At 45.5% G+C, this 16,585-nt stretch carries 12 protein-coding genes; 11 read left to right on the forward strand and 1 reads right to left on the reverse strand.

Annotated features, from left to right (window positions below):
• The first annotated feature begins 63 nt into the window (after positions 1–63).
• Both H065_RS0106365 and pgoN read left to right on the forward strand, forming a co-directional pair.
• A complete protein-coding gene (locus H065_RS0106365) occupies positions 64–1,092 on the forward strand; it encodes an acyltransferase family protein (protein ID WP_017812194.1) in 1,029 nt (342 codons plus the stop codon).
• A gap of 201 nt (positions 1,093–1,293) precedes the next feature.
• Positions 1,294–2,121: a glyoxal/methylglyoxal reductase gene (pgoN, locus tag H065_RS0106370; protein WP_017812195.1), complete on the forward strand. Its 828-nt coding sequence runs from the start codon at positions 1,294–1,296 to the stop codon at positions 2,119–2,121.
• 103 nt (positions 2,122–2,224) lie between these two features.
• Here the strand turns inward: pgoN and H065_RS0106375 are convergent, their stop codons facing one another.
• On the reverse strand, positions 2,225–3,922 hold the full coding sequence (locus H065_RS0106375; protein ID WP_017812196.1) for a methyl-accepting chemotaxis protein: 1,698 nt from the start codon (positions 3,920–3,922) through the stop codon (positions 2,225–2,227).
• A gap of 348 nt (positions 3,923–4,270) precedes the next feature.
• Between H065_RS0106375 and H065_RS0106380 the strand changes: the two genes are divergently transcribed.
• The 9 genes from H065_RS0106380 to H065_RS0106420 all read left to right on the forward strand — a co-directional run bounded on the left by H065_RS0106380 (position 4,271) and on the right by H065_RS0106420 (position 16,428).
• Complete coding sequence (locus H065_RS0106380; protein ID WP_017812197.1) at positions 4,271–4,726, forward strand: GNAT family N-acetyltransferase; 456 nt, start codon at positions 4,271–4,273, stop codon at positions 4,724–4,726.
• Between the two features lie 83 nt (positions 4,727–4,809).
• Positions 4,810–5,997 carry an alanyl-tRNA editing protein gene (locus tag H065_RS0106385; RefSeq protein WP_017812198.1) on the forward strand — a complete coding sequence of 396 codons (1,188 nt, stop codon included), beginning with the start codon at positions 4,810–4,812 and terminating at the stop codon, positions 5,995–5,997.
• Positions 5,998–6,083: 86 nt separating this feature from the next.
• On the forward strand, positions 6,084–6,629 hold the full coding sequence (locus H065_RS0106390; RefSeq protein WP_017812199.1) for a GrpB family protein: 546 nt from the start codon (positions 6,084–6,086) through the stop codon (positions 6,627–6,629).
• Positions 6,630–6,972: 343 nt separating this feature from the next.
• Positions 6,973–7,764, forward strand: coding sequence for a hypothetical protein (locus tag H065_RS0106395; protein ID WP_238557902.1), 792 nt, complete (start codon positions 6,973–6,975; stop codon positions 7,762–7,764).
• A 719-nt stretch (positions 7,765–8,483) separates the two neighbouring features.
• The gene (locus tag H065_RS0106400; protein WP_017812201.1) at positions 8,484–10,334 is read left to right on the forward strand and encodes an assimilatory sulfite reductase (NADPH) flavoprotein subunit; all 1,851 of its coding nucleotides are present in this window, start codon (positions 8,484–8,486) and stop codon (positions 10,332–10,334) included.
• A gap of 36 nt (positions 10,335–10,370) precedes the next feature.
• Positions 10,371–12,113, forward strand: coding sequence for an assimilatory sulfite reductase (NADPH) hemoprotein subunit (gene cysI, locus H065_RS0106405; protein WP_017812202.1), 1,743 nt, complete (start codon positions 10,371–10,373; stop codon positions 12,111–12,113).
• A gap of 349 nt (positions 12,114–12,462) precedes the next feature.
• Positions 12,463–13,443 carry a sugar ABC transporter substrate-binding protein gene (locus tag H065_RS0106410; protein ID WP_017812203.1) on the forward strand — a complete coding sequence of 327 codons (981 nt, stop codon included), beginning with the start codon at positions 12,463–12,465 and terminating at the stop codon, positions 13,441–13,443.
• Entirely contained in the window at positions 13,440–14,906 is a 1,467-nt protein-coding gene (locus H065_RS0106415) for a sensor histidine kinase (RefSeq protein WP_017812204.1), read from the forward strand. The genes H065_RS0106410 and H065_RS0106415 overlap by 4 nt, the downstream gene beginning before the upstream one ends.
• Complete coding sequence (locus H065_RS0106420; protein WP_017812205.1) at positions 14,881–16,428, forward strand: response regulator; 1,548 nt, start codon at positions 14,881–14,883, stop codon at positions 16,426–16,428. The genes H065_RS0106415 and H065_RS0106420 overlap by 26 nt, the downstream gene beginning before the upstream one ends.
• The last annotated feature ends 157 nt before the right edge of the window (positions 16,429–16,585 follow it).

The following is a 16,585-nucleotide window of genomic DNA, read 5'->3' on the forward strand; positions in this document are numbered from 1 at the left end:
TCCAGCATCGTACAAAAAAAGACCGCTTTGATCAGGGTCCTCTTTGTGAAGGGAGTGTAGAGTGTGACCAAGAGGGATGCTTATTTTGATAACGTCAAATTTCTGCTTATTCTGCTGGTCGTCATCGGTCATCTGGTCGAGCCTTTATATGATGATCCGCTGCTGCGGCCGCTGTATTTATTCATTTACTCTTTTCATATTCCGATGTTCGTCCTGGTATCTGGCTATTTTGCCAAAAACATCGGTACCGGCGATTACCTGAACAAGGTGATCAGCAGGCTGGTTATTCCGTATCTGGCATTTGAGACACTGTATTCGTTATTTGATTACTGGATTTATGATCGGAATGAGCTCGTATTTTCCTACTTTACTCCCTATTGGCTGATGTGGTTTTTCTTCAGCATGATCTTGTGGAAAGTAGCTATGCCTTACATTATTCGTATCCGATATGCACTGCCTATTGCGATAGCGGTAGCTCTGCTGGCCGGCTATGCCAATGATGCACAGTACTATGCCAGTGTCTCGCGTACGATAGTATTTTTCCCGTTTTTCCTGATTGGTTATTATCTGGATAAGTCGATGATTAGCAGACTCCATACCCGAGTAATGCGGATTGTCTCGGCGGTTGTACTGGGAGTATCCTTTGCCATGATCGTGTTCTATTCACAGCTGTATCGCAAGGAATGGTTCTATGGCAGCTTCTCCTATGAGTCGCTCGGACATAACGAATGGAGTGCAGGTATATACCGTATCGGTGTCTATGCACTGGCGATAGTAGTCGGTGGAGCAGTACTGAGCCTGGTTCCCCGTCGCAATCTTCCGGTTGTATCGGGAATGGGGATGAATACTCTGTACACGTATCTGCTGCATGGATTTATTGTAATGGCCCTGACAGCAGGTGGCCTGTATGATATTCTGGATTCTGCTGCCAGCAAGTGGCTGCTGATTCCTATGGGTATCACTATTACTGTTATTCTGTCGCTGAGTAGTATTCGCACCTGGCTGCGCTGGCTAATCGAACCGCGCGCACGTCGAATATTCAAGCGTCATCCTGGTCGTTCCGGTCGGGAAGGACAGACCGAACACGGATAAACCAATTCACATTCATGTTTACGTGTCAGCATTTCATTGCAGACAAGAGGGGCAGCTTGTTCCAGTTATTCGAGAACAAATGATACAGTCGCCAATCTGAGAATTGAACAAGAAAATCAGTATTTGGTTCATTTTATCGGAATGAACGAATGGGTTATAATCATAGAGGCAGTCATCATACACACAGGAGGAACAATAGTCATGCAAAATCTGCAATCAACTGTTCAGTTATCCAATGGTGTTCAAATGCCATGGTTTGGACTGGGCGTCTACAAAGTAGAAAATGGTGATGAGGTCGTAAGCTCGGTCAAATGGGCGATTGAAGCCGGTTACCGCAGTATTGATACAGCGGCACTCTATCAGAATGAAGATGGAGTAGGTCAGGCAATCCGTGAATCGGGTGTATCTCGTGAAGAACTGTTTGTAACTACCAAGGTATGGAATTCGGATCAGGGATATGAGAGCACGCTGCAAGCTTTTGAACAGAGTCTGAACAAGCTGGGACTCGAATATGTAGATCTGTATCTGGTACACTGGCCGGTCAAAGGCAAATACAAAGACACCTGGAGAGCGCTGGAGAAGCTGCATGAAGACGGCAAAGTTCGTGCGATTGGCGTATCCAATTTCCAGGTTCATCATCTGGAAGATCTGCTGGCAGATGCCAAAGTTCGACCGGTAGTCAATCAGGTAGAACTGCATCCGCTGCTCAGTCAGGTGGAACTGCGTAATTACTGCAAAGAGCAGGGAATTCAGATCGAAGCATGGGCACCACTGGCTCAGGGAAGATTGCTGGATAATCCGGTTCTGCAGGAAATTGGCGAGAAATATGGAAAGTCGATCGCTCAGGTGCTGCTGCGCTGGGATCTGCAAAGTGGCATCGTAACAATTCCCAAATCGATCAAGCAGGAACGGATTGTACAAAATGCTGATATCTTTGATTTTGAACTATCTGCAGAAGATATGCAGCAAATCGATGATTTGAACCAGAACCAGCGTTTTGGAGCCGATCCGGATAATTTTAATTTCTAACAGGGTGGATGTGTACTGGTAAGATGGTACATTTCATTAAATATATAATCGCAAAAAAAGACCGTTACACGTTGAGTGTACGGTCTTTTTTGTGATAACAGGATTAAATTTTGAACTGATTGACCACTGTCTCCAGAGAGGTGGACATTTCTTTGAGTTGTTCGGTCGTTGCTGTCATCTGCATAAGGGAAGAGGTCTGTGCTTCGGTCATTGAAGAGACTTCCTCGGTAAAAGCAGCAGTTTCTTCCGTAATACGCGTAATCTCCTGCAGAGCCGAACCAACAGACTGGGTACCTTTTGACATTTGCTCTACGGAAGCAGCTACATCGGTAATCTGTGCGTTCAGTGAATCGATCTGTGCCACAATCGTACCAAAAGTATCACCTGCTTCGTTAAGCGAAGCTACGCCTTCCTCCACATTGCTGGCACTGTCGGTAACCAGATGTACAATACTCTGAATACCGGTTGTCATCGAATTGATAATCACACTGATTTCTTTGGTGGAACGGGAAGACTGATCAGCCAGTTTACGAATCTCGTCTGCAACAACGCTGAATCCGAGACCATGTTCACCGGCTCTTGCTGCTTCAATAGCAGCATTGAGTGCGAGCAGGTTGGTCTGATTGGATGTCTCGGAGATATAACCGGTAATAGACAGAATTTCGCGTGATCGGTCTGCCAATTCGCGTACACTGCTTTGAATTTCTTTGAAAGCATGTGCCATTCCCTCTACACTGCTTACACTGCGATGAATTTTATCTTCGCCGACAGAAGCCAGATCCTTGGTCGTGCGGGCCAGGCCAGCTACTTCGTTGGTTGTACCTGCGACTACATCGAGACCGGCAATAGACTGTTCCATAACAGCAGAGATATCTTCTGTACGGGATACCTGATTTTCGGCTCCCTCGGATACTCTTTGAATAGATTGAGCTACTTCAGCCGCAGAACGTGAATTCTCCAGAGCCCCTTTTTCCAGCTGAATAGATGCTTCAGCCAACTGCATAGTGTTGCCTTTAATTTCACCGATAATCTGTTGCAGACTGCTAAGGAGCGCATTCGTGGCAGCACCCAGATCTTTCATTTCATCCTTGCTTGTGACTTCGATTCGGCGTGTCAGATCTCCGCCCGAGGAAGCAATATCATCAATTGTTGCTGTAACAGCTTTGACGTTTTTGCTGATTCTGCGGGAAATGATTGTACCGATAACCATAGACAGCAGTGTAACACCAGCCAGCAGAGAATAGAGCAGAATCTTCAGATTCACATTGCTGGTATGAATGCCTTCTACACGCTTGATCGTTAACTGGGTTTCTGTATCCAGGAAAGTATTCAACTGTTGGCGGAAAGCATCCATATCGGTTTTACCGGGATCAGTTGCAAAGAATTGATTCAAAGCAGCTGTATTATTGGCACGCTTAAGCTCGATAACCGGCTCACCTGCTACATTAATCCAGTTTTCAACCCGTGCTTTGAGAGCCTCCAGATTTTTCTGTTGGGTTGGATTATCTGCGAGCAGCGGATAAAGAGAATTATAATTTTTCACCCATTTGGTTTTACCATCATTATAGGGAGCCAAATAGCCATCTTCGCCTGTAATTACGAAGCCGCGCTGTCCTGTCTCCATATCTACGACATTCAGCTTCATCTGATTAGCTAAATCATGTACCTGCATATCATGACTGGCCACAAAAGTCATACTGTCTTCCAGCTCATTGATCCGTGAGTGCACGATCACGATCGTCGCTGCAAAGCAAAGTACAATAATAATATAGCCCAAAAGAATTTTGTTCATAATGTTCATTTTCACAGTCCACCTCTGTTTATAAGATTAGATAATATGGGCATCATAAACATTATATCGGACTCCTTTTTTTGGATATATATCATCCTTTAGAACTAATTTACATATATACGCAATTAAATACAAGTCACATAGCGTGTAGGATCTGTAAAAATTTCAAATTTATACATAAAATATATTTTATCATTTAGCTGCTCTCTCTTCATTGAATTGAGAAGCAGCAAAGACAGAGCCAAAGGTCTGCCTTTTGGCTTGATCTTCCTGCCAAGATATGATTAACTGCTTCATACATACCTATTATATTTCAACACCTGAAAAATGGTGAACAATAGACTGGAGGAAATGTCCATGAGTGCAATCAATATTCAGACTGTCTCGACCCATGATCCTTTGTATCAACAATCCCTGGAACTGAGAAACAGAGTACTGCGCGAGCCGCTTCGTATGAGTCTGTGGGATGAGAAACTGGAGGGGGAAGAGTATGCGACTCATCTTATTGCCCTTTATGAAGGAAGGGTAGTCGGTGTATTGCTGTTAAAACCAATCGATTCGCGTACCTTGCAAATGAAGCAGGTGGCGGTAGATGAGGCGCTGCGTGGACAAAATATCGGGCGAAAGCTGGTTCACTATGCCGAGCAGACTGCACGTGAACAGGGTTACCAGGATATTATGCTGCATGCCCGGCAGGTCGCCATTTCCTTTTATGAGAAGCTGGCCTATCAGATTACAGGAGAGCCTTTTACCGAGATTGGTATTCCGCATCGTATTATGGTGAAAGATCTGTATAACGAGCAGCAAGTTTGATATCTTGTCTCGGCTGTTTGCTATAAGGCATAATAGTCCCAGTGAGTACTTATATAATCGTATCCGGAGAGGAAACCCATACCATGAAAATACTCTATTATGATTCATCCTATACAACCAGCTGGGACACGACAATTACCGATATTTATGAATACAAAGGTCATTATTATGTCTGCCTCGCAGAGACAGCCTTTTATCCGGAAGGTGGGGGACAGCCCTGCGATACGGGGACAATCGGCAGTGTGCAGGTACTTGATGTACAGCGACGGGAAGAGCAGGTTGTTCACCAGGTAGAGCAGCTTGACGGTTTGGAGATTAATGCTGGTGTGCACTGTGATATTGACTGGAAGCGCCGATTCGATCATATGCAGCAACATACCGGACAGCATCTGCTGTCTGCGATCTGTCTGAAGGAACTGAATGCAGAGACACTGAGCTTTCATATGGGGGAAGACTATGCCACCATTGATATTAATTGTTCTGCCCTTTCTGGCGCAGAAATGATGGAACTCGAGCAGCGGGTCAATGAATATATTTATCGCAATCTGCCCGTACATGGTTACTTTATTAATCAAGAAGAGCTTGCGCGGCTGACATTGGTAAAGATGCCCAAGGTGACAGAGAATATTCGTATCGTTGAAATTGAAGGTGTTGAACATAATGCCTGCGGTGGTACCCATGTTGCTCGTACTGGCGAACTGGGTATACTCAAACTGTACCGTGCAGAGAAGCAAAAAGCACATACCCGTTTGTACTTTAAATATGGTTATCGTGCGCTCGCGGATTACCAGGAAGCACTTGCTACCCTTGATGTATTTACCAATCGGTTCAATACAGGGCGCAAAGATGTAGTAGAGCGTTTCCATAAATGGGAAGAGGAGCAGCAGGGACTCAAAGCAGAGATCGAACAATTGCGTCGCGAAAATGACCGGTATTTGGCAGAGCAGCTGATTAGCGAGGCTGAAGCAGCCCATTCATCAGTACTGACGCATATATTTGACCATCAATCCTCGCAGGATCTACAGCGTATTGCGAGTGAGCTGCTGATGCGGCAGCAGCGCCATGTATTGCTGGCTACCAAACAGGAACGCAAAATTCTGCTTGCACGCCATGAAGAGAGCGAACTGCGTTGCGGCGCTTTTTTCAAAGAACATCTGGCTTCTTTTGGTGGTAAAGGCGGCGGTAATGACCAGTCTGCACAGGGAGGATTTACGAATGAAGAAGACCTGCTGGGATTTTATGAGTATGCGTCTGTTCAACTTTCCCAATAATGAGCCGGATTATGATCATGCTATCTTACTGTTATTAGACTGCATGATAGGCGGTGTCGTTAGCATAATGGAAAGGGGAGAGAAAGATGAAGCATCCATCACTTGGCCTTGCTCGTAACGAAGTACGTCTCGTTCCACATCATCCCGGCTGGGCTGAAGAATTCCAGCGAATGAGGCAGAGGATCCATACTGCTATTCCACAGCTGGAGGAGCAGTCGATCCAGCATATTGGCAGCACAGCTATTCAGGATATTCAGTCTAAGCCGATTCTGGATATTGCAATAGGGGTGATGCAGCTGGAGACGGAAGCAAGTGAGTATGAAGCTGCACTTCGTAGTATCGGATTTTATCGATTGAAGGTAGAGCGTCCTGACGAGATTGTGTTTGCCCATTTTCGGGATTCTTCTTTTGAGATCAAAACGCATTTTATTCATATGCTTCCGTATGATAGCGAACATTGGAGAGATATGCTGTTTTTCAGGGATTATATGAATACCCATGCAGCTGCTCGTCAAGAATATGAGGCTGTTAAGAAAGCATTTACTGGACAGAACGCGGAAGGCATTCAGGAGTACACGGCTCATAAGGAAGCTTATATCCAGCATATATTTCAGTTGAGAAACGCAGAGTAGTAACAGGTCAGCGTGCTTAAAAGACAAGGTTTAAAAGGCATGTTTCCGTCGAATAATCTGCAGTAAATACCAGGATACCCCTATATCAGGTTCAGAAAAGTGTTTATTCAAAAAGACAAACAGTAAACAGCACTATCGGCATGAATAAAAATACCAAATGTACAGTAGCCCGGTAAAATGTACAGGTGGTTCGGCATCAAGTCAGGCTGCCTGTACGAAATGATAGTGACTCTGCAGCTTATTTATTCTATAATTTAACAATAAATACATAAAAGAGAAATGAGGAAAGAAATTAATGAGAGCTATTTTCCAAAAGGTGGCTGGGCTTCTGCTAACGGCCTGCTTGGGGTTGTCACTCCTGCCATTTACTACTCATGCAAGCCCGGCTACACCGGAACAATTGCAGAAAATCGTCGAAGCTACCGCATCCGTGCAGGTCAGCTGTCTACCAGTTAAGCATGCTTCCCCATGCATATCCCGTACTTATACAGACGGGATGATTATAGAAATCTTCCAGCAGGCTATTGTTAGAAGTACAGATCTGGAAGGACAGCTGAATTATACAGCAGAATATGAAATTACGGTCCACAAAAAGGACGGAAGCAAAGAGAAATATATGCTTGCACTCGGTAACGAGAAAGGTACATCTGCCTTGATTGTGTCGAACAAAAACGGCCAATCTCACGGTTATGAGACAACAGTAGAGTATGCGGATATTCTGCGGAATTTTTTTGCTCCCAAATCAGAACTGACTTTTACGGGTGACCAGCTTGTAGTCAAGCATGGTTCCACTCCATTGGAGCTTCAGTACGAGGGAAGCACATGGACAGGGATTGAGTCTGATGGTAACGAAGTAACCCTAGCAGGTAGCGGACCCGATCCACAGACCGTAAATGCAGCAATGAAAAAAGCTGCCCCGAAGCTGCCCAAGTCGTCTGTGTTGTCGATTACGACAGCCGGCAAGCCGACCAAAGTCACACTGTCTTTGAAAAAAGGTCGGAACTATGCAGAACGCAAAATAACCAACGGCCAATATAAACTGCCCGCCCAGCCTGGATACTACATCTATAACATAAGCGCGCAATGGGACAAAGACCACAGCGTTAACTATGAATTTAGCGTTTATGTAAAATAATTTAATACTACAGATCTCTCATTACTAATAGCTAATAATAAAATAGATGGAACAAAAGCACTTCATATCGGTTTGTGGTAAAGCCTAACGTAGGTATACGACAAACTGGTAGAAGTGCTTTTTATTATGGACTGATGATTATGAAAGGGAAAAAGATCTTTAACTTATGCAAATAATACTTTTAAAAGTGGATTTTAAATAATACGCTAAAACGCATGATATCAAGAATAGTAAATAAAACACGAATAAAATAAATCGAGAAGTTTTTAAAATAATGTAAAAATGGCTCTAATAAGTGATCATTTGGAAGAGGACTTAAAGTTCAATAAATTTTAAAATTCCAACCATTCACCCTACCAAAATGATAATTTCAATATATGAAAAATTCATAATAATGATATAAAAAATTACTTAGATACTACCACATAACGCAACTTACATCAGAATCTATCAACAAAGAAAGAAAAAAGAAGATCAAAAACCATATCTCAACTTCGAAATCAACAAAAATCGAAAAAAATCATATCCATCTATCTTAATCCATACCTATTTACAATAAAACATCCTCCAATCTCAATCATCAGTAGAACTGATAACACCTATAAGGCATTCTAATTGACCCGTTTCGTACACTATGATAAGTTCAAAGGAGTAAAATTAATCTGAGCACTATACTAGGGATTAGCATATTGTCATGCTAAATGATGGGGTGGATATCGTTGGAACTTCAAGTAACTAATAGTCCTTTTACACCAGAGCAAGCTGAACTACTGAACCGATTGCTGCCTACACTGATAGATACGCAGCGAATCTGGCTGAGCGGATATCTGACAGCGAGCATTCAGACAGGTGGAAATGCCGGGACGAATGCTCCAGTACCGGTAGCAGATACATCCGTAAATGTAGAAGCAGCACCTGCTGTATCCAAAGAAGTCACTGTACTGTTTGGTTCACAGACAGGCAATGCCCAGGGATTATCCAAAAAGCTGGCACAGCAGCTGACTTCCCAGGGATTTGACGTAACGCTCTCGTCCATGGGCGATTACAAACCAAACAATCTCAAAAAGGTCCAAAACCTGCTGGTTCTCGTAAGCACGCAGGGAGAAGGCGATCCGCCAGATAATGCAATTCCTTTCTACGAATTCCTGCACAGCAAACGCGCACCACAGCTGGCAGATGCCAAATATGCTGTTCTTGGTCTGGGCGACACCTCGTATGAGTTTTTCTGTCAGACTGCCAAGGATTTTGATAAGCGTCTGGAAGAATTGGGCGCAGAACGAATCGTATCGCGTGCCGACTGCGATGTCGATTTTGAAGAACAGGCTGCTGAATGGATTGATCAGGTACTGTCCGCTCTGGGACAAGCCCAATCTTCAGCGACAGCGGCGGGAGCAGCAGCTGTATCTGGAACAACAGACACGACTGAAGCCGCCGCCGAGTCATCTTATTCCCGTACCCGTCCATTCCCGGCAGAAGTACTGGAGAATCTCAACCTGAACGGACGCGGCTCCAGTCGGGAGACTCGCCATGTTGAATTATCTCTTGAAGGATCGGGTCTTCAGTATGAGCCCGGCGACAGTCTGGGTGTCTATCCGGAGAATCATCCGCTGCTCGTTGACGAATTGATTCAGGCGATGGAGTGGGACGGCAATGAATCGATCGTTATCAATAAAAATGGTGATCATCTGAGTGTACGGGATGCGCTACTGCGTCACTATGAGATCAGCGTATTAACCAAACCGCTGCTCGAAAAAGTAGCCGGACTCGCTGATCATGAACAGCTGTACGATCTGCTCGAAGAAGGTCGCGAGCAGGATCTGCGCAACTATCTGTATGGACGCGATCTGCTGGATCTGGTTCAGGATTATAGTCTGAAAGGTATTCCGGCGGATGAGTTTCTGTCCCTGCTACGCAAAATGCCTTCGCGTCTATATTCCATTTCCAGCAGTATGCAGGCTGCACCGGATGAAGTGCATCTGACCGTACGCAAAGTGGAATATGAACAGCATGGTCGTCAGCGTTATGGCGTATGCTCTGTCCATCTGGCTGAACGTCTGGAGGCAGGAGATACGTTGCCGGTGTACATTCAGCATAACGAGAATTTCAAGCTGCCTCATGATGCTTCCACACCGATTATTATGATCGGTCCGGGTACCGGAGTAGCGCCGTTCCGTGCTTTTATGATGGAACGCGAAGAGACCGGAGCAGAAGGCAAGAGCTGGTTGTTCTTTGGGGATCAGCGTTTTGCGACCGATTTCCTGTATCAGACCGAATGGCAGCGCTGGCTGAAAGATGGAATATTAACACGTATGGATGTAGCCTTTTCCCGGGATACCGATCAGAAGGTCTATGTTCAGCATCGTATGATGGAGAGAAGCCGTGAGCTGTATGAATGGATTCAGGAGGGTGCGATCGTCTATGTCTGTGGCGACGAGAAGAACATGGCGAACGATGTGCATCTGACCCTGGAGAAGATTCTCGTTCAGGAAGGTAACCTGAGCCAGGAAGCAGCGGCTGAATATATGAGTAATATGTTGCAGCAAAAACGTTATCAGCGGGATGTATATTAATGGGGAATCCCGGCGATTACGAGAGGAGAACACAAAATGGTCCAGTATGAAAAGTATCCGCCGCATGATGCTCCGCACAGTGATGTAGAGGACATCAAGCGTAATAGTCAATATCTGCGAGGCAGCCTCGAAGAGACGCTGAAAGATCCGATTACCGGTTCCATCCCTGAAGATGATAACCGCTTAATGAAGCATCACGGCAGCTATATGCAGGATGATCGTGATCTGCGCAACGAACGGAAAAAGCAAAAGCTGGAGCCAGCTTATCAGTTCATGCTGCGTGTACGTGCTTCCGGCGGTATCGTGACTCCGGCCCAGTGGCTGATGATGGACGATATCTCTCATAAATACGGTAATAATACGATTCGTCTGACAACACGTCAGTCTTTCCAGCTGCATGGCGTACTCAAATGGAATCTGAAAAACACTATCCGTGAAGTCAATGATGCGCTGCTGAGCACCCTTGCAGCCTGTGGTGACGTAAACCGTAACGTAATGTGCAACACCAATCCGGATCAGTCTGCAGTACATGCACAGGTCTATGACTGGGCCTGCAAAGTAAGTACACATCTCGATCCACGTACCCGCGCTTATCACGAAATCTGGCTGGACGAAGAAAAAGTCGTCGACAGCCGTGATGGTGTAGAACAGGAACCGATCTATGGAGCAGTTTACCTGCCCCGCAAATTCAAGATCGGAATCGCTGTTCCTCCTTCCAATGATGTTGATGTATTTTCCCAGGATCTGGGCTTCATCGCTATCGTAGAGAACGGCCTGCTCCAGGGATTCAACGTAGCCGTAGGCGGCGGTATGGGTATGACTCATGGGGATGACAAGACGTATCCACAGGTATCCAAAGTCATCGGCTTTATTACACCGGAACAAATGATTGATGTCGCCGAGAAAGTTGTGACGATCCAGCGTGATTACGGCGACCGTGCGGTGCGCAAACATGCCCGCTTCAAATATACCATTGATGATCGCGGACTGGACTGGCTCGTTGCCGAACTTCATGAGCGTCTTGGCTGGCAGCTGCAGGAAGCCCGTCCGTTCCAATTTGATCATAATGGGGATCGCTATGGCTGGGTAAAAGGAGTCGATGGCAAATGGCTACTCACCCTATTTATCGAGAATGGACGTATTATGGATGATGGAGATTACCAGCTAATGACCGGTCTTCGTGAGATCGCCAAAGTGCATACCGGTGATTTCCGCCTGACACCGAACCAGAATCTGGTCATCGGTGGAGTAACCAGTGCGAAGAAGAAAACCATTGAAGCGCTGATTGCCCGTTATCATCTGACTGATGGATTGCATTACTCGGCGCTGCGCCGCAATTCCATGGCTTGTGTAGCACTGCCAACCTGCGGAATGGCTATGGCTGAGGCCGAGCGTTATCTGCCAGAACTGATGACCAAGCTGGAGAACCAGCTGGATGCAGTCGGTCTGCGCAACGAAGACATTGTGATCCGTATGACGGGCTGTCCGAATGGATGTGCACGTCCAGCGCTTGCCGAGCTTTCCTTTATCGGCAAAGCACCGGGACGCTACAATATGTATCTCGGAGGCAGCTTTGACGGCAGCCGTCTGAACAAGATGTACAAGGAAAATATTAATGAGGATGAGATTCTGTCCACCCTGCAGCCGATCTTTGGCCGGTATGCAGCAGAACGTAACGAAGGCGAACATTTTGGAGACTTTGTAATCCGTGCCGGTTATGTGGATGCTGTCTATGATGGACGTCAATTCCATACCCAAACAGCTGTTAATAGAGGCTGAGAAACGAAAAAGCTATTTTCAATAATAAGCGAACCTGATCTTGGTACCATAATAAGATCGGGTTTGCTTATTTTTCGTGTCCTATTAGTCATTTCAATCCATCGGTCATACTCTATTGGTGTATATACAGGAGAGCAATAGAATGCACTGGATTTCTATGTATTGGAATAGATAAAATCCACAAGAATGCTGGTTACTCAATAACTTAGCGCCTGTTATAAATTAGGCTGGTAAAAAATTTCTACCCAACCGATAAAGGATTTGTTAGAGTATAAACACCTGCTCTGGTAAAACCTTGAAATGCATAAACTGTACAAAAATGAACCTATACGAAAAAGGAATGATTGGCTTGCATAAAAGAATCAGCTTGGCACTTGGCTCGGTGTGTATCATTCTGCTCTGTTTTACGATTGCGACTGTAGTACGAATGGTTCAATCCGATCAGAAGCAGCTGCCACAGTCTGCAGCAAAAAAAACATCCCAGTATCGCCTTGTACTCATTACCCATGATTTGAGTACGCCGTTTTGGGATAAAATCGGAGAGAGTGCCAAGAAAGAAGCTTTGCAGCAAGGAGCGACACTCGAAGTATGGGGAAGCTATGGTGAAGATCAGAACGATTTTCTTAAACAAATCGAGATTGCGATTGATTCCCGGATGGACGGCATTATTGTGCAAGGTCTGGATACGGAGGCTTTCAAAGAAATGACCAAAATCAAGGCTGCTTTTTATGGCATTCCGATTATTACGGTGGCGAGTGATGTTCCGATGAACGATAGTATGCGCAAAACATATATTGGTTCTGACCCTGTGATGGCAGGGCGCACTATTGCCCGGCAAATGGTCAAAGATATGGGCGAAAGAGGAACAGCGATCTTGATTGGTAATGACCGTCACGAATATGATCAGCGTCAACGGGTAAAAGGAGTGATGGAAGTATTGCAAAATTATCCTGATATCCAGATTGAATATATCCAGACCTCTAATCAAAAAGAAAAAGTAATGGCAGCCACACAGGATGTATTAAATCGTTTCCCTGATGTAAACGCATTCATATCTGTTGATGCCAATCTAACAAGCGCAATGGTACAAGAGATTGAACGACGTTCGCAAATTGCTCCTTATTATATTTATTCGTTTGACGATCATCCTGATACCATATCCCTGCTGCGTAAAGGAAAACTCGATGGAGTCATTGAACAGTCACCGGAAACGATGGGCAAGATGAGTGTAGAAATGATGACCCAGTGGCTGAAAGGAGAAGAAATTCCGCTTAATACCAAGGGTTTCTTTACCAGCATACGAATTATCCAACCGGCGGATGTGCAATGATCGGTATTCAGCGGAAAATATGGACACTGACTGCAGTCGTTATGTTTATTATGGCGGTGATCTGGATCACGCTCACCTATTACAATCAGAAAACGCAGGAACAGTATAATGATATTTTGCAGCGTTATTTGCGGATGAATGAAGTGACAACAGCGAGTCAGCAGCTGATCACTTCACTCAACAATTATAGGCTTACGCCTACCGAGGGGAACTTGAGCAGTCTGCGCAGCAGAGAACATCAACTGAAAAATGTGCAGTGGTCGGTAGGCATGCTGCGCAACGAGCAAAATGATTTTGCTTTAACCAGTTATATGAACCTGGTAGATAGTCTGATAGAAGCAACAGATCGCTCGGTGATGTTCCATTCGGAAAAAGAAACCGAAGATTCTGTTAATGCCTTTGCCGAAGCAACACGCATTTCCAGATATATCTCGGAAATGACGCTGACGCTGCTGGACAAGGATATTCATACGTATGAACAATCCTACCGTCAGATGATCAAGCAGTCCAACGAATTCAAGCAGCTGGGTGTACTGATTCTGCTGACAATTACTTTTATATTGCTGCTGTTCACTTACTGGTTCTCACTGAGTATTACACATCCCATTCAGCAGCTGACCCAGGCAGCACAGGAACTGGCCAAGGGGCGATTTGATCTGCAGGTCAAGGTTAACTCGACAGATGAAATTTCGTTTCTGGCCCGAATGTTCGAACATATGCGTATCAATATCAATAATCTGATTCTCGAGATTCAGCAGAATGCGCAGCTGGAAAGTGAGCTTCAACGCAGCAAGCTGCTGCTCAAGGAAAGTCAGCTGCGCAGTCTGCAGAGTCAAATCAATCCCCATTTTCTGTTTAATATACTGGATACGTTGTCCAAAAAAGCTTTTCTTGAAGGTGCTGAAGAAACCAGTGATCTGCTCGTTAGTGTGGCTGGACTGCTACGTTATAATCTCAAACGGCTTGATCGGTCAGTTACACTCTACAACGAGGTCAGTGTGATTCAGCAGTATATGGAGATCCAAAAAGCACGATTTACCGATCGGCTGCAGCTGGAGACTGACATTGATGACAGTTGTCTGCACGTGCCTATTCCGGGGCTTACGCTTCAACCTATTATTGAGAACGCTATCATTCATGCTGTGGAGCCGGATGAACATGGAGGAACCATCCGCGTTAGTATACAGGATCTCGGCGAGCAGGTCAGAGTCGAGATTGCAGACGATGGCCCAGGCATGAGCCAGGAAAAAGTGCAGCAGATTCTGGATGAGTATCCAGTAGAAAATGAAGGACATTCTACCGGAATCGGATTTAGCAATGTCATTCAGCGGCTGCGGCTGTTCTATGGCACCGATGATGTGATAGAAATCAAGAGCAGTCCGGGCAAAGGAACTACCGTTATTTTAAATTTACCAAAAAAGGGGAGAAATACGGCGCATGATGAAGCTGCTAATCGTGGATGACGAGCAGGTCGGACGGGAAGGACTGCAAGCGATTCTGCAAAAAAGCTTCCCCGATCTCGTTATTGAACAGGCCCAAAACGGAAAAATTGCCATCCGAATGGCAGAAGAATTCCGGCCAGATCTGATCCTGATGGACATCCGGATGCCGGGTATGGATGGTCTGGAGACGACCGAGCAGATCGGAGTCACTTTTCCGGATATCAAGGTTATTATGGTCACGGCCTATGATACATTCGAATATGCAAGGCGTGCAATCAAGCTGGGCGTCAAAGATTATTTACTCAAACCCAGTAAGGCAGGCGAGATTGTGTCTACCGTGCAGAAGGTGCTGGAACAGATTATCCAGGAGCGCAAAGAGCGTGAGCAAAGCGACCTTCGCAATGATGCACTACAAAAAATTATGCCGGTCATTGAAGCGGATATTGTAACCCAGCTGCTATTCGATCATGTGCATCAGGTTCATTCGGATGAACTGGTACGATGGCTTGGAGTAGATACAGCCAGTGAGAAGTTCGCTCTTGCCATCCTGCTGCCTCCCGGACAAGAGCAGGCCTACAGTACCATCAAAGCCAAAATCAGTTATACCGGCAGCGGCTGGGTAGGTGCATTATATGGTCGGCAGATTCCGGTAATTGCTTTTCGCAAACCAGGTACTTCTTTTCGCGCCCAGGCTTCTTCGCTGGCGCGTGACTTATTATCTGCGGCAGGTATGGATGAGCGGGAAGGATGGTTTGTCGGCATTGGCAATACTTACGAATCGCTGACGGAGGTGCGGCAGTCTTATCAGCAGGCACTTATTGCGACAATGGATATATCCCTTCCGGTCAAGTATCGATTTTATACCGATGTTACGGCTGCGGATACAGCTCATCAGGAGCATGCTCATTCCGGACGAAGCTGGGAACAGCGTTTTTTTGAACAAGTTCGTCTGGGGGAATGGGAGCATATCCGCGAAGAGACACTGGATTTGCTGCGACAATACGAGAACAGGGGAACCAGCCGCCTGCAGGCACAGCAGCGGATTCTGGAGAGAATCTGGATTGCTTCCCGGGTACTGACCGAGATCGGGGTAGAAATCACGACACCGATGTACTCTTTCGAAGCGCAGGATTACCGTCAGCTGCGTATCGAGACCGGTCATATTCTGAACCATCTGGAACAGAGCTATCAAGAACATCTGGAGAGAATCAAGCCGGATACGATTCGCAAAATCAAACAATATATCATGGAACATTCCCACGAAGACATTTCTCTGGAAGGGATTGGACAGAAGTTTGAACTCAGCCCTTTTTATATTAGTAAATTATTCAAGGAACAGCTGGGAATCAACTATATTGATTTTCTGACGGAATGCCGGATTATCAAGGCGAAAAAGCTGATGAGTGATCCAATGCGCAGCATGAAAGAGATCACCTTTGAAGTCGGTTATCACGATCCCAATTATTTTAGTAAAGTGTTCAAGAAAATGTGTGATGTATCGCCTACAGAATATCGAAGGTCATTACTGGGCGGCTCCTCATGAAGTATACAGAAGATCATACTTGCAGCCGGTCAAATAAGAAAATAAGCAGAAACAGCGGAACTACCAAGACACGTTCCTACGGTCAGAATGTAATATCCTATATACGTACAAAAACAGGCTGGGAGATTCAATCGAAACCAGGATACTTTCATACCCA

Source organism: Paenibacillus shenyangensis (assembly GCF_000346635.1).
Lineage (GTDB): Bacteria > Bacillota > Bacilli > Paenibacillales > Paenibacillaceae > Saccharibacillus > Saccharibacillus dauci.